Origin of the sequence: Nonomuraea sp. NPDC050556, assembly GCF_044457355.1 — a bacterium.
Classification (GTDB): domain Bacteria; phylum Actinomycetota; class Actinomycetes; order Streptosporangiales; family Streptosporangiaceae; genus Nonomuraea.
In genome coordinates this window covers 2,976,139-2,994,359 of sequence record NZ_JBITGU010000001.1, presented here as the reverse complement: position 1 = coordinate 2,994,359, position 18,221 = coordinate 2,976,139, and the positions used below count along the sequence as shown (strand labels likewise).

Genomic DNA, 18,221 nt, shown 5'->3' with positions numbered 1-18,221 from the left:
CCATGCTCGCGATTGTCGCAGCGATCATCTTCGGGATCGGGTTCCTGCTCGACCTGCTCAACACCAGGATCGGCGGCGGGATCAGCGGAACCACGTTCATGCTGCTCGGCCTGACCCTGCTGGCCCTTCACCAGGCGGGCATCGGTACGGCGAGCGTAGGAAGCATGCGGGGCAACTGGCGCGGCCGTAGCCGCCGATAGCAAGACGCGGGCACCCTCACGGCACGGCCGGCGAGGGTGCCTCCGCGGTCAGCGCGTACGTCTCCACGATCTCGGTGCACGTCCCGTGCTCGCCCATGACGCACAGCGCGAGCGTGGTGAAAAGACCGGAGAACGGCCGCGGATCGAGCGGCTCGGACAGCGCGTCGCCGCGCGACACGAAGCGCGCCACCGTGATGTGCGGCCGGAACAGCTCGCCGACCTCGTCGTACCCCCACCGCTCCAGGTTGTCGCGCGCGACGGCCGGGGCGGTGAGCCGGTACTCGGCGAGAACCCGCCCCACGGGGTCGCGCCGCCGCAGCCCGGTGCGCAGCGGGGCGAGGGCCGCGATGACGTCTTCCTGGAGCTTCGTCAAACCCGCCGAAGCGCGGTAGAACAGCTCGAACATGCCCTGGTCGTTGCCGGAGAAGTGGTCGCCCTGAAGAGGCAACGACGGCGTACGAGCACTAAGGCCGCGCAAAAGCGCAGAAGCCTCAGCGCATGCCGAAGAATCAAAATTCGCCATAAAGAGAGACAAGTGTGAATAAGGGCCATCCGGGGTCAGGACGAACTCGGTGGCGGCGAAGGATGCGCACCTGCGGCTCAGCCGTACCGACGCGTCGTCGACCTCCTGGGGCGGCAACAGCACGACGTCGTAGACCGGGAGATCGCCCATGAGGATCACTATAGGAGAGGAAGGCGTCAAGCGATTGGCCGGTGTTGGCCACTTTGGGCAAATGGCTGTACTCAACCTGATCTGTCACTGATTGTGATCACACGGAAACGTGTCGTGAGAGTTAGGTGAGGTAGCCATGAGGACGAAGACCACCGCATTGGCAGCGGCGATCGCGCTCGGCGCGATGCTGACCGGAGCTCCACCCGCGCTGGCCGACGGGGAGGTGGCCGACGTCGGGGTCTCACTGAACGCGGCCTCGCAGGGGCTGCTGCGGCAGACCGTCATCCTCACCGGCACGCTGACGAACTACGGCCCGTCCGAGGCGAGCGAGACGCAGATCCGCTTCACCTACCCCGCGCAGTTCCGCCTCGTCGACGCCGCTGACTGCGCGGCCAACACCGAGACCAGGATCGTCTCCTGCAACCTCGGCACCATCCCGGTCGGCTCGTCGGCGAGCACGCAGATCCGGGTCAAGGCCGAGCTGCTGACCATCGGGCTGCCCGTCACGTTCAACGCCAGCCGCTCGTTCAGCCTGCCGCCCGAGGACGGCAACCCGGCCAACGACACCGCCAGCGACTCCTGCGTGGCGATCACGTCGCTGCTGGTGTCCTGCTAGGCCCAGATCTCCGGGTAGTAGCGCGGGCACACGCAGTTCCTGTCGTCCTGCGGCGGGTCCACGACGCGGGCGGCGGGCAGGAGCGGCTCGATGGACCGCGCGGCGGCGACCGCGGCGTCCGTCACGCTGTACGGATCACCGGTGTCGGCCACGCTGATCCGCAGGAGCTCGCCGTGGCACCACACGTGCGCGCGGTGCCCGGCGATCTCCACGTGCCCCGGCTGCGCGATGTCGGGAAATCCGGGAATGGGCAACGAGAACCGGGCGTACTCGGCAGCCGTGTAGGCCTGTCCGGGAACCGGTGAGGAAACGTCCGTCACCACCGGAATGCCGAGCGTGTCCATCACCTCCAGGAGGCCGCCCCGCGTGTCGACGCGCAGGGCGGCCAGGAGGTGGTCGCCGTCGTTGGCATGCCCGCCGTACGCACGGCAGAACCGGAAATACCGCAGCTCCCGCGCCCAGACCCGGATGCGATCCATCATCCGCCGGATGCTACCCGGGTCAAGCCGTGGGAGAGAACGCGAATGGCCTTCAGTACGGCTGGCCAGCACGTCGCGGAGCCGGAGAGGGCGCGCAGGGACGCGGCGGACGTTCGCCAGGAACTGGAGGAGGCCGAGCCGGACGGATCCCGGGTCCTGGACGCACTCAAGAGGCTCTCCGCGCGCGCCGGAGAGGTGACGGCGATCGTCGAGGTCATCGCCCAGATCCGCGGCCTGTTCATCTGAGTACGCCCGTGTACTCCTTCACGAGGGCGTCGAGCCGGTGGGTCACCTCGCAGGCGGCGCGCGCGTACGCGGGGGAGGCGAGCCACGCGTCCAGCGTCTCGGGCAGCGGCGGACCCGCCGGGCAGGTCGCCGGGGCGGGCAGGTAGCGCGAGTCCTGCGAGACCACGACCGCGAGCCCCTCGTCCACCCACTGCGGCGCCTCCTTGACCAGGCGCGCGTGGAACTCCACGTGGGACAGCTCGTGCGCCGCGATCACCGGGTCGAGGCCGCGCGGCGACAGCATGACCGCTCTGTTGAGTACGGCGACGCCCTTCTCCCCGCCGCCACCGAGGCGGGAGTAACACTTCTCGGTGACGCAGACGAGCAAGCGCGGTGAGCTCCTGAGCTCCCCGTAGAACGCCTTGACCCGCGCCCGCGCCGCCGCGACCACGCGTAACACGTCGGCGCGCCTGCCCTCGGCGTACACGCCGTCGCCGATGCTCTCCAGGCCGTAGCAGCCGGGGCAGGTGGCGGCGGCCACCGACGGATAGGCGAGCGCCACCCCGCCCACCCCGACGGCGCCGAGCGCCACCAGGACCACCACGATGATCTTGAACAACCGCATGCCACCGAGTCTGGCCCCGCCGCGAGCCGGAGCGCATCGGACCAGGGTCTGATCGTGCAACCTGGGCGCAACCCCGCGGACCCTAAAGTGATCTTGCGTGTCCTTACTGGGCGGACACACCCACCGGGCGGGCGACTGGGCGCCCTTCGCCCGTCCGGACGCCCGCTACCACCGCAGCAACGCTGCCACCCCGTCATAACGCCCCAGCGGTCCCGCCGCCTCCGGGGTGAGGATGGTGACCGTGGCGCTGCTGTCGAGCGCCGCCTCGATCATGCGCTCGCCCAGGTCGGGCTCTGGAACGGTGTCCAGGCCAGGCTGCGGCTGGTCGTACAGGTAGCCGTCGCGCCCGCGGAAACCGCCCCACTGCGCCGACTCCTCCAGCAGCAGGTGGTCCACCCGCCCCTCGTTGAGCAGCGCCAGCGTCTGGTTGAGCCCCAGCGACCCGCGCCCGCCCGACTTGGCGGCGTCCAGCGCCCGGCTCACCAGCGCGCCGTCGCGCGCGTCGCGGGTGGTGGCGAGCTCGTCCGCCACGTGCCTGGCCACCTGGATCGGCGGCAGGTTGTCCACGATCGTGTCGACCTGTACGGCCTCCATCGGGTGCAGCCCGCTCGCCAGCACCTCGGTGAGCTCCACGTCGCCGATCAGCAGCACGTCGGTCCAGCCCCGCGTGACGGCCAGCTTGGCGACCTCGGGCGCCGCGCCGTGCAGGAAGCGGCGCAGGTTGTCGTCGACGCGCCGCTGGAACCTGTCGGTCTGGGTGGAGTTCTGCTGGCTGGTGCCGCCGGGCCCTGGGCCGCGCATCTGCCGCCAGTCGTCGGTGTCCAGGTCGAAGGCGGACTGCTCGACCTCCTCCGCCACGCCGTACCGGTAGTCGATGATCCGCAGCCCGTCGCGGGAGACCAGCACTAGACCGGCGGGCGCGCTGGTGGCCATCGCGGTGACCAGCGGGCGGATGTAGGCGGTCGACTCCAGGACGGCGCAGTCCTGGATGGGCACCTGCAGCGAGATCTTGCGCACGTCGTCGGCGGCTACGGCGGCGAACAGCGCGCGGCCGATCCCCGACTCGGCCGCGTCCACGAGCTCGCGGATGTCCGGCTCCAGGGACTCCAGGCGGGCGAGTACGGCGGGGCCGTGCTCGGCGCCCGCCACCTGCTCGCGGATCGCGGCCAGCTCGTTGCGCAGCCGGATGCCCCAGGCCGGGCGGGTGGACGCCTCCTCACGCGGGTCCGCGGTGGTGTAGAGGGACACGACGCCCACCTCGTCCTTCATGGCGACGAGATCGCGGAGGAAGGTCTGGTCGGATGCCACAGCTCATGCTCCTTAGGTCGGGTCACTAACGACTCTAGGAGCCAGAAACCACCATAAATCGCCACTTAGAGGGATGTTTCCACCCGGTTTGCCAAGGCCGTTCCCGTAACAGTTGGGAAACGGTCCGTGGCGGCCGGGTGAGTGGGGGAGGAGCATGGCGGTTGTGGCAGGGATATCCCTCAGACGGCGGCGGACGGAAGGGGCCTACGTGGCCCGGGCCGTCGCCGAGCTGCGCTCGTGGCCGGCTCTGGCGGTGAACGACACCCGCAGGGGCGTGGCCTTCGCCGTCAGGGGCACCGAGATCCTCCGCCCGACCAGCGGGGACGAGGTGCTGCTCCGCCTCACCGCCCCGGCGATCGGCCGGCTGGGTCCGCCGCTGCGCGCCTGCGACCAGGTGGCCACCTGCGCGGACGCCGCCTGGGTGATCGTCCACGTCGAGACGGGCCCGGACGTCGACCTCCTCCTGGCCCTCACCAGCGTCGCCATCCAGGCGCACAACTCGTAGAGGAACCATGGCGAAGCTGCTCTACTCCGTCACCATGTCGCTCGACGGCTTCATCGCCGGTCCCGGCGGCGACATGTCCTGGCTGACGCCGCATCTCGGGCCGAACCCGATGGTGGACGACCTCATCGCCGACATCGGCTCGCTCCTGGTGGGCCGCAACACCTTCGGCGGCGACGACCCGTACAAGGACGACGAGGAAAGGGGCGGCAAGGCGTTCGGCGGCGGCTGGGAGGGGGAGCAGTTCGTCCTGACCCACCACGAGCCCGACGCCCGGATCCCCGGCGTCACCTTCGTCGGCGACCTGAAGAGCGCCGTCGCCGCGGCGAAGGAGGCCGCGGGCGACAAGTACGTCAACGTGCTCGGCGCCGACACCGCGCGCCAGTGCCTGGAGGCGGGCGAGCTGGACGAGGTCCTCACGCTCATCGCGCCGGTCATGCTGGGCGACGGCGTGCGCCTGTTCCACCACCCGGGCGGCGCCGAGGTCAGGCTGGAGCGCACGCACGTGAGCCACGTGCCGCACGCCGTCAACGTCTGGTATCGCGTCGTTCGCTAGAGGGGTGGCTGTTCTCGACGTAGACCTGGAAGCCGTAGCCCGCGATCCCCACGATGATCGCCAGGATCAGCAGCAACTTCCACCCGCCGGGCACGAGGATCAGGATCCACAACGCCTGGATCACCGTGCCCGCGATCATCGCCAGCGCGACGCCGATCTTCCCTAAAAGCGACATCGCTCCATCATCGCAGGATGCAGGCGGTGTCCAGGCCGAGGACGTGGTTGAGCCGCCCGAACGCGAGCCACGAGCCGATGCTCATGCTCAGCTCCACGATCTCCAGCTGGCTGTACTGCGCCCCCATCCGCGCCCAGAACTCCTCGTCGAGCCCGTGGTGGTCCAGGGCGTAACGCTCGGCGTACTCGGCGGCCAGCCGGGTGCGCTCGTCGAAGTCGGGGGTCGTGCGCCACTCGGTCACCGCGTCGGCGAACGACTCCTCGACCTTCTGCCCGTCGCGCTCGGTGCGCCAGTCGAGGCAGAACACGCAGCCGTTGATCTGCGCGATCCGCAGCCTGGCCGCCTCGAACTCGCGCAGCCCCAGCGTGGAGTGCGCGTAGACGGACAGCGAGAAGTGCGAGGCGGCGACGCCGATGCCGGGCACCATCTCGCCCCACACGTACTCGATCGGGTCCTTGCCTTCTGGGATGTCGATGTTCACGAGAGCCTCCCGGGCCTCAGCGGGACGTCGAGCGCGTCGTACAGTCCTGGCTCTGCTGCCACCAGCCAGTCGATGGCGTTCACGAGGCGGCCCACGGCCGTGGCGTTGCCTCCTGCCGCGCGGTTGCCGCCCTCGTCGGTGGCCTCGACGGAGACCTCGATGCGCGGCCGCCCCTCGATGATCACCCGGTGCGCGCCGTCCCCGTCGGGCGGCGACGGCCAGTCGGGGGCGCACGAGGCGTGGATGCGGGTGACGTGCTCGACCACGATGCGCGGCGAGCCGCCGACGATGCCCTGCACCTCGAACCGCACCGCGCCCTGGGTGCCGGCGGCGAAGTCGCCCATGGCCTTGGTGGTGACGGTGTCGTCGAGCGCGCGGCGGTCGACGGTCTCGCGGATCTCGTCGAGCTCGACGCCCAGGGCCCTGGCCATGAGCCTGACCTGCCCGCCCCAGACCATCGTCGGGATCGTCGGCGCGATCATCGGCGGCTCGTAGTCCATGGGCTGGCCCATGCCGACCAGGTAGCGGACGGAGTCCTCCTGGTCGTAGGTGGTGTAGTCGAAGATCTCCTGGCAGCGGATCACGTCGACGGTGGAGCCGAGCCCGCTGATCAGCAGCGGCAGCACGTCGTTGCCCCAGCCCGGATCGACCCCGGAGACGAACAGCGACCCGCCGCCCTCGTCCACAGCGGCCTGTACGGCTTCGCGCATCTCCTGCGGCGCGTTGCGCGCGTCGTAGAGCGCGTAGAGCGACGGCGTGACGACCACGGCCCCCGCCCTGATCGCCCGGAGGATGTCGGCGAGCGCGTCGTCCGGCCTGATGTCGCCCGACGCCGCGTAGACGACGGCCTGGGGACGGGCGGCGAGCGCCGCCTCGACGTCGCCGGTGGCGGCGACGCCCAGCTCGCCCTCCAGCCCGGCGAGGTCTCCTGCGTCGCGGCCGACCTTGGCCGGATCGTGCACGACGACGGCGGCGAGTTCCAGCGCGGGATGGGCGTGGACGGCCCGGATCGCCGCCCGCCCGACGTTGCCTGTGCCCCAGACAATCGTGGAGATCATACGGCGGAGCGTAGCAAGCGCTTGGTTAGTTTGCCAGAGTGTAGGTGAGGACGGTTGCCCCGTTGGAGAAGCCGCGGCTGTCGGCCAGGTCGAAGCGGGTCGGGCGGAACTCGCCGGTGAAGACCGGAATGCCGCTCCCGGCCACGACCGGGTAGAGCTTGACGATCATCTCGTCGATCTCCGGCAGGACCTGCGCGGCCAGGATGCCGCCGCCGCACAGGTAGATGTCCATCCCGTCCTCCCGCTTCAGCCGGCGCACCAGGCCGAGCGGGTCGCTCCCGACGAGCTCCACCTCCGGGTGGTCGATCTCCTTGATCGACGAGGAGACGACGTACTGGCGGAGCGGTGAGTAGGGGCTGGCCACGCCCTGGTCGTAGGTGCCCCTGCCCATGATCACGGTGTCGAACCGCCTGGCCGTGCCGTCCAGCCCGATCATCGCGCGGATGTGGGCGGGGACCACCTCGGGGTGGCGGTCGTTGAGGTAGGCGGCCATGTCGTCGCTCAGAGGGTAGAAGTCGATCTCCCCGCCGGGACCCGCCATGTAACCGTCGAGGGAAATGCCTACGTAATAGACGAGCTTGCGCATACAATCACTCCATTCGTAGTGGTTCAAACGTAGTACTACAGATGGAGTGGTGTCAAGTGGTGCGCAGGAACGTGGAGCGGCGGGCCGCGCTGGTGGACGCCGCCATCGAGGTGCTGGCCAGGGAGGGTGCGCGCGGGCTGACGTTCCGCGCGGTCGACGCCGAGGCGGGCGTGCCGACCGGCACGGCGTCCAACTACTTCGCCAATCGGGACGACATGTTCACCCAGGCGGGCGGCCGGGTCTACGAGGTGCTGCGTCCGCAGGACGTGCCGCTGACCGGGCCGCCCACCAGGGAGCGGCTGAAGGAGATCATGCGCGAGGTGGTCGACCGGGTCAGCACCTACCGCTCCGGCTACCTGGCGCTGCTGGAGCTGCGGCTGGAGGCGACCCGGCGGCCGGAGCTGCGTGCCGTACTCACCAGGACCATCAGGGCCGACGTGGACGCCAACGTGCGCGGGCACCGCGAGTCCGGGCTGCCCGGGGACGACGCGGCGGTGCTGCTGCTCTACCTGGCGCTCAACTGGCTGGTGGTGGAGCGGCTCACGCTGCCCGGCCTGTTCGGCGAGGAGGAGCTCAACGCGCTGGTGGACCTCGCGGTGGAGCGGGCCGTCCCGGCTTAGGGTGATCCGCATGCAGATGAGCGATTCGGTGAAGAAGATCCTGGACGGCGTGAACCCCGGCGTGCTCGCCACGGTGAACGCCGACGGCAGCCCGCAGACCTCGGTGGTGTGGCTGATGCTCGACGGCGAGGACATCCTGATCTCCTCCCAGGCGGGGCGGCGCAAGGACCGCAACATCGCGCGGGACCCGCGGGTCAGCCTCACCGTCTACGACGTGCGCGACCCCCTGGCGTACGTGGAGGTGCGCGGCACGGCCACGCTGGCCGAGGACGAGGGGCGCGCCCTCGCGGTGGCGCTGGCCGAGCGGTACGAGGGGGCGGGAGCCGGGGAGGAGTACCTCCAGCTCCCGCCCGAGGTCGTGCGGATCGTGATCCGGGTCTCCCCGAATCACGTGGCCGGTTCCGCGACGTAGGCGTAACTGCGCTCGACCAGGCGCCAGACCGTCTCCAACTCCTGGTCGTCGCGCGGGCCGTACACCATGATCACCGACGGGGCGACGGGGTGCCGCTCGGCCCACCCGGCGGCGATGGCCGCCTCGGTGTCGCCGGGCGACAGGACCATGTGCAGGCTGCCGTCGGCGGCGCCGTGCAGGTGGGCGAACTCCCTGCCGATGAGGAACACCTCGCTCACCGGCTCGTGGGTCAGGTGTAGCGCCCTCGTGTCCGGGAGCGAGATCCCGCTGGGGCCGGTGGTGACGCCGTCGAGGGCGGCCATGCGCCGCCACAACTCCTCCTGGAGGTGTGCGGGCGCGTTCTGGGAGAGCTGCTGGTGCGGGATGCGCGGCCTGGTCGAGGGGCGCGGGCCCTTGCGTGTGTCCATGCCTCGGACGCTACTATCCTGAGGATAGTAATAACCTAATGGAAAGTGGCTATCCCGTGGATCCCTGCCCCATCTCGCCGGTGATCGACCTGATCTTCGGGCGCTGGACGTCCCAGGTGCTCTGGGTGCTCAACCACGACGGCCGCCAGCGCTTCACCGAGCTACAGCGGCGCGTGCCCGCGATCACCCCCAAGGTGCTGGCGCAACGGCTGCGCCAGCTGGAGCGCGACGGCCTGGTCGAGCGCACCTACCACCCCGAGGTGCCGCCGAGGGTGGAGTACGAGGCCACCGAGCTGGGTCGTTCGCTGGTTCCGGTGTTCCAGGCGATGGTCACGTGGTCGGACGCGCACCTGCCCGACGTTCTGGCCGCTCAGGCCGCCTATGACAGCGCGCGGTAAAATACCTGTAATACCTACTCGTCTAATGGGAAAATAGGTCTACCGTCGTGGCTGTGCTGACTGCTGAAGACTTCGTCCCCGACCCTTCGAACGCCCGCGTCGCCGTCGCCCCGCCGCAGACCGGCGACGGGCACTGGGCGGGCGCGCCCAGTGCCGTGGCCGCCGACGGCGCCGTCTACCTCGCCTACCGGTTGCGCAGGCCGATCGGGCACGGCCGCGGCTACGCCGTCGTCGTGGCCAGGTCGGCGGACGGCGAGCGGTTCGAGCCGCTGCTGACGATCGGCCGCGAGCAGATGGACGCCGAGTCGCTGGAACGGCCCACGCTGCTGCGTACCCCGGAGGGGCGCTGGCGGCTCTACCTGAGCTGCGCCACCTACGGCACCAAGCACTGGCGGGTGGAGGTGCTGGAGGCGGCCGACCCCTCGGGCTTCGACCCGGCCCAGCGCAGGACGGTCCTGCCCGGCGACCCCAAGACCGGCGTCAAGGACACCGTCATCGCCAGGCGCGACGGCGTCTGGCACCTGTGGGCCTCCTGCCACCCGCTGCACGACCCCGACGAGGCCGACCAGATGGTCACCGACTACGCCACCAGCGCCGACGGGCTCACCTGGACCTGGCACGGCACCGCGCTGAGCGGCCGCCCCGGCGCGTGGGACTCGCGCGGCACCCGCGTCAGCGCCGTGCGCTTCCTCGGCGACGAGGTCGTGGCCTTCTACGACGGCAGGGCCAGCGCCGCGGAGAACTACGAGGAGCGCACCGGCGTCGCCGTCGGCACCGACCCCGCCGCGCTGACCCCGCTCGGCGCGACCCCCGTCGCGTCCTCGCCGTACGGCGGGCTGCGCTACCTCGACCTCGTCGACGTGCCCGGCGGGCGCAGGCTCTACTACGAGTGCACCGGCGAGGACGGCACGCACCGGCTCATGACGGAATTCAGAGCCTCCTGACCCCGTTGCGCGCCTGGCGCTGGCCCTCGGGCCGGTTGCCGACCAGTCCGCCTGAGCGCTGCCTCGGCTGCAGCCAGTCGCCGTAGTCCTGCCCGGTGACCTCCTGCAGCAGCGCGATGTCGTCGGCGAAGTGGCCGATCAGTGCGCTGCGCTGCTCCCACGTCAGCGGCCGCCGCGCGCGGCCGCTGCGCTGCAACATACCTTCCAGGGGTATGGCCAGCGGAGGCAGCGCCCTGACCGCCAGCGACAGCAGCCGATGGCGGCCGCCGGGGGAGGGATGCGCGGTGACGTTCTCCCTCGGGACCTCGGTCAGCAGGCCCGTGGAGACGCCGAGGAAGGCGCAGATCCGGTCGAGCGTGTCGGTGGGACGGTCGACCAGGTCGCGGTAGCGCAGCAGCAGCACCTGGTCGCGGGGGAACAGGGTGAACAGGTGGCGCAACTGCTCGCCGTACCGGCCGAGCTGGAGGTAGTGCCAGAACGGCGACCAGCCCGCGGCGATGCGGCGCGGCTCGTCCGCGCACGCCCGCACCACGTCGCCGATCGGTTCGAGGCCGGCCGACCACAGGTGGGTCCAGTTGGAGTGCGCCCGCTCCACCGGGTCGCGCAGCACGGCGATCAGCCTGGCGTGCGGGATCGCGGCGTGGATGCGGCGCTGCGCCTCCAGGGAGTACAGGTAGAACGGGGTGGACTCACCGCGTAACGCCCCAGGTGGGGCGCCATCGAACAGGGCGGAGTAGTCGGCGCGGCGCCACACGTGCTCGCGGTAGGTCCTGGCGTCGCCTGGACCGCCCGTGCGTGGCGGCGGGCCGTCGGTGAGGAAGTGCTTGGGCTCCTTCACGGCGGTCATGAACAGCTCGGGGTGCCGTGCGAGCGCGGCGTGCAGTGCGGTCGTGGCGGCCTTGGGCGCGCCGACCACCAGGAAGTCCGGCAGATGCATGACCCATGATTACCCACTTTTCCTACTTAGACTAACTGGATTATGGATATGGACATCTCCTGACATCGGAAAGAACGCCGGATTTCGTGCAGACACCACCGCCGCCGGCATGGTTAAGATCTCCCGGAGGTGATGGCGATGGCTGACGTTGACAACCCCAAATACGACTACCTGAAGAACCTTCAGACCCAGGTCCAGGCGATCCAGACGGAGATGGCCAAGAAGCTCGACAAGCCTGCCGTCAACATGGAGAGCGGCCAGGTGTGGACCAGCAAGACGGCCACCGCCTGGAAGGGCAAGCTCAACGAGAACGTCAAGACCTACAACAGCGCACTCAACTCCCTCGACGACGAGGTCGCGGCCATGCTGAGCGCCACACCGCGCAAGTGCTCGCAGAAGGAAGCCGACGACTGGTACGCGCAGATGAACTCCTACAACCGCACGCGCAGGTTCTGACGTGGCGCCTGAGCCGCAGCAGGAGTTCGCCGGGATCGACCCGGTCCAGCTCAAGAAGATGATCGGCGACCTGTCCGACGCCGCGCAGATGGTCAACGCGCGGATGTCCCGATTACGGGACGACTTCGGCCGCGCCGGCATCGACGCCAAGCACATCACCAGGCTGGAGGGTGTGCGGGACTGGATCCAAGGCGAGCTGCCCATGCTCAGGCGCCGCCAGACGATGACCGAGCAGATCTCCAAGGAGAACAACCAGTACGGCTTCAACGGCCCGATGGTCGAGTCCGAGTGGGAGGGCTACTTCAAGAGCCCCGAGGAAGCCCAGGCGAAGGCGAAGGAGCTGGCCAAGCAGTACAAGAAGCCGGGGGAGCTACCGCCGGGCGTCTGGGAAGAGATCCGGAAATATCAGTTCGACCCGGACTTCGCCGAGGCGTTCGCCCGCGAGCTCGGACCGGACAAGCTCGGCTGGCTGGCCGGGCGCGCCACCAACCCCGAGTCCTGGGGCGACGACGACGAGAACACCGAGGGCAGGTTCACCGCCATCGCCAACATCCTGGCCGTCGCCAGCCACCGGGGCATCATCGACGACGCCTGGCTGAAGGGCTTCGACGCGACCGGCCGCGGCACGGACTACAACCTGCTGGCCGACCTGATGATGCACGGCACCTGGAGCAAGGAGGCCGTCGCGAAGATCGTCAACGCCGGTCTCGGCGAGAACGGCACGTCCAGCCCGCAGACGATGGCCGCTCTGCTCGACGCCGCAGCGCGCAACCCCTTCGCCGCCAACGAGATCTACTCCAAGAACTTCGACCGGATCAACGGCATGGTGTCCGGCAACGCGTGGGGCTGGACCGGGGTCAAGGACGGCAAGATGGGCGATCCGCTGGCCCGCTTCGTCAAGGCGGCCACCCTGGACGCGCACGAGAACTACGAGCGCATGCGCCAGCCGGGCAACGCCACCTGGCAGAACCCGGCGGAGCCGCTCATGGCCCGCATCCTCGGCCTCACCCAGACGAAACGCGGCTTCACCAGCCCCGTGGGCGGGGTGCAGCAGACGCTCAACGTCATCGTCTCGACGTACGGCGAGAAGCTGACCGTGCCCAACCCGCAGATCGACGTGGGCGACGGCTTCACCTACGAGCCCGCGTCGGTGCCACCCCTGGACCCCAAGGTGCCCGTCGACTGGGAGATGGTGAAGCAGGGCGGAGTGGGTGACTGCTGGTTCCTCGCCGGGGTGATCGGCGAGCTCAAGCGCGACCCCAACTTCCTGGCCAAGCGGATGACCCTCAATCCCGACGGCACCTACACCGTGACCTTCTTCCGTGACGGCAAGCCGGTGAAGATCAAGATCGACGGCCAGACGATGGACAGGGGCGCGCAGCCGCCGCTGGTCAACATCTTCGAGAAGGCCTTCGCCCAGTTCCGCGGCAACGGCCGCTACCGGGGCACCGAGGGCGACTCGGAGTACATCCCGGACATCGGCGAGTACTTCTCGCCCAACCGCTGGCGCGACGGGCACGTGCTGCGGCCGTGGGAGGACCTCAATGGCAAGGACCGCCCGATGATGGACGGCGACGACATCACCTTCGACAAGCTGAAGGCGCTGGTCGACAAGAACGTGCCGATGACCATGAGCGTCCCGAACGGCTACAACGCCGACGGCCGCACGGGACCGGGCGAGAAGCTGGTCAGCGACCACGTCTACGTCATCGAGAAGGTCTTCAAGGACCCGAGCGGCAAGGAGATGGTCCTGCTGTCCAACCCCTGGGGTCCGCATGCTGGCGCCGACCAGAAGGTCGAGATCCCGCTCAAGTGGATCCAGGACCGGGTGCACGGGACCATCCCGCTGCTGGAACGGGTCGAAGTGAGTGGAGAAGAACGATGAGATGGCGTGTGATCGGGCTGGTCGGCATCGCAGCGGTCCTCGTGACCGCAGTCCTGGGCGTGCGTGCCTGGAACGAGCGCCCACCCGCCCCCACCCCGGGGCTGGTACGGCTGACGCTGCCGCGCGCCTCCGGCCTGCCGCCGCTCCAGCACACCTACCCGGGCGGTGAGGTCTCCCTCAACGCCGTGCTCAGCGACGACGAGGTCTTCATCGGCCTGAACAACCCGGGCCGTGAGGTCCGGGTGCGCAAGGGCCAGACGATCGACATCCCCGGCGCGACGCTCACGCTGGTCGAGGTGTGGAATGTCATGCAACGCGGCTACGACGCGGTGGATGTGGGCATCGTCCAGAAGTCGTAGGGTTGTCCCCCATGGTGCGTACCCGGTTGTACAGGAATGGCGTTCTGGAGAAGAAGGGCTTCCCGATCGCCGACGTCTCCGACTACGTGTGCCAGCCGGACTGCACCGTGTGGTTCGACCTGTGCGCCCCCTCCCAGGAGGACCTCGACTCGATCGCCGAGGAGCTCGGCCTGCACGCGCTGGCCGTCGAGGACGTGCTGAACGACCACCAGCGCCCCAAGGTCGACATGTACGACAGTCATCTGTTCATCACCGTCTACGGGGTACACTTCGACGAGGGCTCGCTCGACCCCGTCGAGCTGTCGATCTTCGTCACCAGGAACGCGCTGGTCACCGTCAGGGAGAACGACCACTTCGAGATCGACAAGGTCGTCGAGCGCTGGGACGCCAGCACCGAGATGGCCAAGTACGGCGTCACCTACCTGCTGCACGGTTTACTCGACTACGTCGTCGACGGCCACTTCGACCTCGTCCAGGACCTCGACAGCCAGGTGGAGGAGCTGGAGGACGCGCTCTTCGACGACAACCTGCGCAGCCGCGAGCTGCAGCGCCGATCCTTCGACCTGCGCAAGAACATGGTGCAGTTCCGCCGCATCACGCTGCCGATGCGCGAGGTGGTCAACACGCTCATGCGGCGAGAGCCCAACAAGATCGACCGCGCGATGATGCCCTACTACCAGGACGTCTACGACCACGTCCTGCGCGTGGCCGAGTGGACGGACTCGCTGCGCGACCTGGTGGGCAACCTGCGCGAGACGCACCTGGCGCAGCAGGGCTTCCGGCTGAACGAGATCATGAAGCAGATCACGAGCTGGGCGGCGATCATCGCGGTGCCGACGGCGATCACCGGCTTCTACGGGCAGAACGTGCCCTACCCGGGCTCCGGCCAGCCCTGGGGCTTCTGGATGTCGACGGCGGTCCTGGTGGCCCTGTCGCTCTGGCTGTACACGGTGTTCAAGAAGAAGGGCTGGTTGTAGGGCTCGGGGCAGGCCTGGGCCGGGGTCCCCGGCGCGACCGTCTCCAGCTCCAGCCGTACGGCATTGGCCCCTGCGGAGGGGAAGAGCGGCAGGCAGCCGCGGCCGCTCACCAGCGTGCGGCGGCCGACCGGGGAGGCGATGAGGTCGAGCGAGGTGTAGGTGGCCGGGGCGTCGAGCCACAGGACCCACATGCCGCCGGGAAGGCGCGAGCGCTGCCCCTCGATCGCGTAGTAGTCGAGCACGCCGCCGCTGGTCGAGACGACGGCGCGCATGGTGAAGGCGTCGTCGCCGACGGTGAAGATCTCGGCGCTCGGGGCGTGATGGACTGAATGGACGTAACCCAGAGCGAACCACTCGCCGGACAGGGGCAGGCCGCCGATGGCGGGGCGCCCGCCCGAGCTGCCGGAGAGGCAGAGGGCGAGCGCCACCACAGCCGCGAGCCTGAGGATCAGCCCTTCTCCTTGTAGTAGCGGGCGGCGCCCGGGTGCAGCGGGATCGGGTCGGACTGCTGACCGATCTTGACGTCGAGCTTCTTGGCCTCCGGGTGCACCTTCGCCAGCTCGGCCTTCTTCTCGAACAGCGTCCTGGTGATGTCGTAGGCGAGCTGCTCGTCCATCTTGTCCGGCACCAGCAGCACGTTGGCCACCCCGACCGTCTTGATCGAGCCCGCCAGCTTGTAGACCCCCGCCACGTCGATGTCCAGCCCCACGTACGTCTGGCCGAACTTGCCCGACAGCCCCGGCAGCACGTCGCTGGTGTCGAGCAGCTTCATGTCCGGCTTGCTGGTCGCCAGGTCAGTGATGCCGGCCGTGGGCAGGCCGCCGACCCAGAAGAACGCGTCGACCGTGCCGTCCTTGACGGCCTCCACCGACTCGTTGATGGACAGCTGCAGCTTGGTCACGTCGGTGTCCGGGTTGAGCCCGGCGACCTCCAGCATGCGCCTGGCCACGACCTGGGTACCCGAGTTGGCCGGGCCGAGCGAGACGCGCTTGCCCTTGAGGTCGGCGATCTTGGTCGCGGTGACGCCCGGCGCGATGACGACGTGGGTGTAGTTGTCGTAGATGCGGGCGATCGCCTTGACTGGCTGCTTGGCCGTGAACGAGCCCGTGCCGTTGACGGCGTCGGCCGCGGCGTCGGTCTGGGAGAAGCCGATGTGGGCCTTGCCCGCCACCAGCAGCTTGATGTTCTCGATGGAGGCCGAGGTCACCGAAGCGGTGGCCTTGGTGTTGGCGATGTTGGCGGACAGCTGCTTGGCCAGGCCGCCGCCGTAGACGTAGTAGACGCCGGTCGTCCCCCCGGTGGCGATGGTCAGCCGGTTGCCCTGGCCACCGCACCCTGTCAGTGCGAGAACCATGACGGCCGCCCCCGCGATGAACCGTTTCACGCTGGTGTTCTCCTTTTCCTGAAGAGGTGTACGGCTGCCGCGAGCGCCAGGAAGACCAGCCCCGCGACGATGGGTACGGTGTCGAGGAACAGCAGCAGGACCGCGGCGACCGCCGCGAGCACCCGTTCCGGCCAGCCGGCCAGGCCCCCCGTGGCCATGGCCAGCGCCGCTACCGCCAGCGCCGAGACCACCGTCATGACGACGACCAGGCCGAACGGCCCCTGGCCGAGCAGCGCCTGCCCGTTGGGCGTCAGCACGAAGGCGAACGGCACCAGGAAGGCGGGCAGCGTGTAACGCCAGGTCATCATCATGGTCTTGTAGGTGTTGCCGCCGGTGATCGCCGCCGCCGCGACGGCGGACAGCGCCGTGGGCGGGCTCACCTCCGACAGCACCGCGTAGTAGAAGACGAACATGTACGCCTCGGCCGGGGTGACCCCCAGGGTGGTCAGCGCGGGACCGATGATGACCGCCGCGATGATGAAGCTCGCGGTGACGGGTACGGCCAGGCCGAGCAGCATCACCGCGACACCGGCCAGCACCGTGGTGAGGATGAGGTTGCCCGCGGCCACGTCGACGATGATCGAGCTGAGGTTGAGCCCGAGCCCGGTCTGGGTGATGACGCCCACGATGATGCCCGCCGCCGCGCACACCGCGGTCACCGGAAGCACCTCCAGGGTCCCCCTGGCCAGCGCCTCTCCGGTGCGCCTGGGCGTCATGCGGTGCTCGGGGTCCAGGAAGGACAGCAGGAAGGCGACGCCGGTCGCGATGACCACGGACTGGAAGGCCGAGCGCTCCATCGCCATCAGCACGACGATGAGGATCAGCGAGCTGAAGTGGTAACCGAACCGCAGCATCAGCCTGCCGGCCCTGGGCGCGTCGACGGCGACGGCGTGGGTGCCGAACCGGCGCGAGTCCACCTCGATGGCCAGGAAGATGCCCAGGTAGTACAGCAGCGTCGGGATCGTGGCGTAGATCAGCACCTGGAGGTAGCTGACGCCCAGGTACTCGGCGATGATGAACGCCGCGGCGCCCAGCGTGGGCGGCGAGAGGATCGCGCCGATGCCGCTGGCCGCCAGGATGCCGCCCGCCGGCTCCTTCGGGTACCCGGCGCGCTTCAGCACCGGCCACGCCACGCTGCCGAGGCTGACGGTGGTGGCCACGCCGGAGCCTGACACGGTGCCGAGCAGGAATCCGGCGGTGGTGACCGTACGGCCAGGGGCGGCACGCGACTTGCGGAACGCGGCGAAGCTCAGGTCGATGAAGAACTTGCTCGCGCCCGAGTAGTCGAGCACCGCCCCGTAGATCGTGAACAGGATGATGTAGCTGGCCGCCACCTGCATCGGCACGCCGAAGAAGCCCTCGGTGCCGGTGTAGAGCTGCGAGACGATCTGGCTCAGGTCGAAGCCCGGGTGCGAGATGGACCAGCCGATCGGCAGGTAGGTGCCGAAATAGGCGTAGATCAGGAAGCCGACGCAGATGGCGGAGAAGATCCAGCCGACCGTGCGCCGCACCGCCTCCAGCAGCAGCGCGGTCAGCAGCAGGCCCGCCGTGATGTCCAGCGGGGTCAGCTCGACCCCGGAGCCCCGCTGGATGAAGGCGTCCATGTCGGTGAGCGGGTAGACCAGCACGGCCAAGGACAGTGCGGCCAGCGCCCAGTCGAGCACGGTCGGGCGGCCGTTCCTGCGCCCCAGGCCGGAGGAGTAGCACAGGAAGACCAGCGGCAGCGCGACCGCCAGGAAGGTCATGCGGTAGGCGGTCGGCTCGACCGGACGGAAGACCACGTAGAGCGCGTAGACGGACAGCAGCCCGCCGATGACCCAAACCCCGATTTTCAGCCGTCCGGACAGCTGCCTGGCCGGACGTTCCTGCTCGTGCGCCGCGACCAGCTCCGCGGTGCGATCACCCACCTCGGTCAACGGTCCTCCCCAGAGACGTTGGGGGGACTTTACGGTCCCTTT

Annotated in this window: 26 protein-coding genes; 13 read left to right on the top strand and 13 right to left on the bottom strand. The window is 69.3% G+C overall.

The features are described from left to right. The first annotated feature begins 2 nt into the window (after positions 1-2). The gene (locus tag ACIBG8_RS14405; RefSeq protein ID WP_397343163.1) at positions 3-200 is read left to right on the top strand and encodes a hypothetical protein; all 198 of its coding nucleotides are present in this window, start codon (positions 3-5) and stop codon (positions 198-200) included. Positions 201-216: 16 nt separating this feature from the next. Here ACIBG8_RS14405 and ACIBG8_RS14400 read toward each other — a convergent pair whose 3' ends face one another. Further along, positions 217-873, bottom strand: coding sequence for a 2'-5' RNA ligase family protein (locus ACIBG8_RS14400; protein ID WP_397343162.1), 657 nt, complete (start codon positions 871-873; stop codon positions 217-219). Positions 874-1,009: 136 nt separating this feature from the next. On the opposite strand from ACIBG8_RS14400, the gene ACIBG8_RS14395 reads away from it, so the two are divergent. Continuing rightward, positions 1,010-1,489, top strand: a complete 480-nt coding sequence (locus tag ACIBG8_RS14395) for a hypothetical protein (protein WP_397343161.1) — start codon at positions 1,010-1,012, stop codon at positions 1,487-1,489. Here ACIBG8_RS14395 and ACIBG8_RS14390 read toward each other — a convergent pair. After that, entirely contained in the window at positions 1,486-1,971 is a 486-nt protein-coding gene (locus tag ACIBG8_RS14390; protein WP_397343160.1) for a hypothetical protein, read from the bottom strand. The genes ACIBG8_RS14395 and ACIBG8_RS14390 overlap by 4 nt on opposite strands. Before the next feature lie 42 nt (positions 1,972-2,013). On the opposite strand from ACIBG8_RS14390, the gene ACIBG8_RS14385 reads away from it, so the two are divergent. Beyond that, a complete protein-coding gene (locus ACIBG8_RS14385) occupies positions 2,014-2,214 on the top strand; it encodes a hypothetical protein (protein WP_397343159.1) in 201 nt (66 codons plus the stop codon). Here ACIBG8_RS14385 and ACIBG8_RS14380 read toward each other — a convergent pair. Continuing rightward, on the bottom strand, positions 2,207-2,818 hold the full coding sequence (locus ACIBG8_RS14380; protein WP_397343158.1) for a hypothetical protein: 612 nt from the start codon (positions 2,816-2,818) through the stop codon (positions 2,207-2,209). The genes ACIBG8_RS14385 and ACIBG8_RS14380 overlap by 8 nt on opposite strands. 165 nt (positions 2,819-2,983) lie before the next feature. After that, on the bottom strand, positions 2,984-4,126 hold the full coding sequence (locus ACIBG8_RS14375; RefSeq protein WP_397343157.1) for a VLRF1 family aeRF1-type release factor: 1,143 nt from the start codon (positions 4,124-4,126) through the stop codon (positions 2,984-2,986). A gap of 163 nt (positions 4,127-4,289) precedes the next feature. Between ACIBG8_RS14375 and ACIBG8_RS14370 the strand changes: the two genes are divergently transcribed. Continuing rightward, positions 4,290-4,631 carry a luciferase family protein gene (locus ACIBG8_RS14370; protein WP_397343156.1) on the top strand — a complete coding sequence of 114 codons (342 nt, stop codon included), beginning with the start codon at positions 4,290-4,292 and terminating at the stop codon, positions 4,629-4,631. A 7-nt stretch (positions 4,632-4,638) separates the two neighbouring features. Beyond that, on the top strand, positions 4,639-5,184 hold the full coding sequence (locus ACIBG8_RS14365; RefSeq protein WP_397343155.1) for a dihydrofolate reductase family protein: 546 nt from the start codon (positions 4,639-4,641) through the stop codon (positions 5,182-5,184). Here ACIBG8_RS14365 and ACIBG8_RS14360 read toward each other — a convergent pair. Genes ACIBG8_RS14360 through ACIBG8_RS14345 form a run of 4 tightly spaced genes read right to left on the bottom strand, consistent with a single transcriptional unit; the run spans position 5,156 to position 7,484 of the window. Next, complete coding sequence (locus ACIBG8_RS14360) at positions 5,156-5,359, bottom strand: hypothetical protein (protein ID WP_397343154.1); 204 nt, start codon at positions 5,357-5,359, stop codon at positions 5,156-5,158. The two genes, ACIBG8_RS14365 and ACIBG8_RS14360, sit on opposite strands and share 29 nt — an antisense overlap. A 7-nt stretch (positions 5,360-5,366) precedes the next feature. Continuing rightward, positions 5,367-5,840: a carboxymuconolactone decarboxylase family protein gene (locus ACIBG8_RS14355; RefSeq protein WP_397343153.1), complete on the bottom strand. Its 474-nt coding sequence runs from the start codon at positions 5,838-5,840 to the stop codon at positions 5,367-5,369. Then, positions 5,837-6,898 carry a dihydrodipicolinate reductase gene (locus tag ACIBG8_RS14350; protein WP_397343152.1) on the bottom strand — a complete coding sequence of 354 codons (1,062 nt, stop codon included), beginning with the start codon at positions 6,896-6,898 and terminating at the stop codon, positions 5,837-5,839. The genes ACIBG8_RS14355 and ACIBG8_RS14350 overlap by 4 nt, the downstream gene beginning before the upstream one ends. Before the next feature lie 25 nt (positions 6,899-6,923). Beyond that, complete coding sequence (locus ACIBG8_RS14345; RefSeq protein ID WP_397343151.1) at positions 6,924-7,484, bottom strand: dihydrofolate reductase family protein; 561 nt, start codon at positions 7,482-7,484, stop codon at positions 6,924-6,926. 59 nt (positions 7,485-7,543) lie between these two features. Between ACIBG8_RS14345 and ACIBG8_RS14340 the strand changes: the two genes are divergently transcribed. After that, positions 7,544-8,104 (top strand): TetR/AcrR family transcriptional regulator, encoded by a 561-nt coding sequence (locus tag ACIBG8_RS14340; RefSeq protein ID WP_397343150.1) that lies wholly within the window; start codon positions 7,544-7,546, stop codon positions 8,102-8,104. 10 nt (positions 8,105-8,114) lie between these two features. Beyond that, positions 8,115-8,516 carry a PPOX class F420-dependent oxidoreductase gene (locus ACIBG8_RS14335; protein WP_397343149.1) on the top strand — a complete coding sequence of 134 codons (402 nt, stop codon included), beginning with the start codon at positions 8,115-8,117 and terminating at the stop codon, positions 8,514-8,516. Here ACIBG8_RS14335 and ACIBG8_RS14330 read toward each other — a convergent pair. Further along, positions 8,492-8,923 (bottom strand): luciferase family protein, encoded by a 432-nt coding sequence (locus tag ACIBG8_RS14330; protein ID WP_397343148.1) that lies wholly within the window; start codon positions 8,921-8,923, stop codon positions 8,492-8,494. The two genes, ACIBG8_RS14335 and ACIBG8_RS14330, sit on opposite strands and share 25 nt — an antisense overlap. 56 nt (positions 8,924-8,979) lie before the next feature. On the opposite strand from ACIBG8_RS14330, the gene ACIBG8_RS14325 reads away from it, so the two are divergent. Beyond that, the gene (locus tag ACIBG8_RS14325; protein WP_397343147.1) at positions 8,980-9,321 is read left to right on the top strand and encodes a winged helix-turn-helix transcriptional regulator; all 342 of its coding nucleotides are present in this window, start codon (positions 8,980-8,982) and stop codon (positions 9,319-9,321) included. A gap of 53 nt (positions 9,322-9,374) precedes the next feature. Further along, entirely contained in the window at positions 9,375-10,265 is an 891-nt protein-coding gene (locus ACIBG8_RS14320; RefSeq protein WP_397343146.1) for a hypothetical protein, read from the top strand. On the opposite strand, the gene ACIBG8_RS14315 is transcribed toward ACIBG8_RS14320, so the two are convergent. Then, positions 10,252-11,202, bottom strand: a complete 951-nt coding sequence (locus ACIBG8_RS14315) for a sulfotransferase family protein (protein WP_397343145.1) — start codon at positions 11,200-11,202, stop codon at positions 10,252-10,254. The genes ACIBG8_RS14320 and ACIBG8_RS14315 overlap by 14 nt on opposite strands. A gap of 138 nt (positions 11,203-11,340) precedes the next feature. Between ACIBG8_RS14315 and ACIBG8_RS14310 the strand changes: the two genes are divergently transcribed. From ACIBG8_RS14310 to corA, 4 genes are read left to right on the top strand one after another with little or no spacing between them, the layout of a single operon-like run. Next, positions 11,341-11,658 (top strand): hypothetical protein, encoded by a 318-nt coding sequence (locus tag ACIBG8_RS14310; protein ID WP_397343144.1) that lies wholly within the window; start codon positions 11,341-11,343, stop codon positions 11,656-11,658. A gap of 1 nt (position 11,659) precedes the next feature. Then, a complete protein-coding gene (locus ACIBG8_RS14305) occupies positions 11,660-13,543 on the top strand; it encodes a C2 family cysteine protease (protein ID WP_397343143.1) in 1,884 nt (627 codons plus the stop codon). Beyond that, on the top strand, positions 13,540-13,902 hold the full coding sequence (locus ACIBG8_RS14300; RefSeq protein ID WP_397343142.1) for a hypothetical protein: 363 nt from the start codon (positions 13,540-13,542) through the stop codon (positions 13,900-13,902). Before ACIBG8_RS14305 ends, ACIBG8_RS14300 begins: the two co-directional genes overlap by 4 nt. 11 nt (positions 13,903-13,913) lie before the next feature. Further along, complete coding sequence (gene corA, locus ACIBG8_RS14295; protein WP_397343141.1) at positions 13,914-14,879, top strand: magnesium/cobalt transporter CorA; 966 nt, start codon at positions 13,914-13,916, stop codon at positions 14,877-14,879. Here corA and ACIBG8_RS14290 read toward each other — a convergent pair. Genes ACIBG8_RS14290 through ACIBG8_RS14280 form a run of 3 tightly spaced genes read right to left on the bottom strand, consistent with a single transcriptional unit; the run spans position 14,774 to position 18,170 of the window. Continuing rightward, entirely contained in the window at positions 14,774-15,310 is a 537-nt protein-coding gene (locus tag ACIBG8_RS14290) for a DUF1850 domain-containing protein (protein ID WP_397343140.1), read from the bottom strand. The genes corA and ACIBG8_RS14290 overlap by 106 nt on opposite strands. Before the next feature lie 17 nt (positions 15,311-15,327). After that, positions 15,328-16,263 (bottom strand): TAXI family TRAP transporter solute-binding subunit, encoded by a 936-nt coding sequence (locus ACIBG8_RS14285; RefSeq protein ID WP_397343139.1) that lies wholly within the window; start codon positions 16,261-16,263, stop codon positions 15,328-15,330. Further along, entirely contained in the window at positions 16,260-18,170 is a 1,911-nt protein-coding gene (locus ACIBG8_RS14280; RefSeq protein ID WP_397343138.1) for a TRAP transporter permease, read from the bottom strand. Before ACIBG8_RS14280 ends, ACIBG8_RS14285 begins: the two co-directional genes overlap by 4 nt. Positions 18,171-18,221 lie beyond the last annotated feature (51 nt).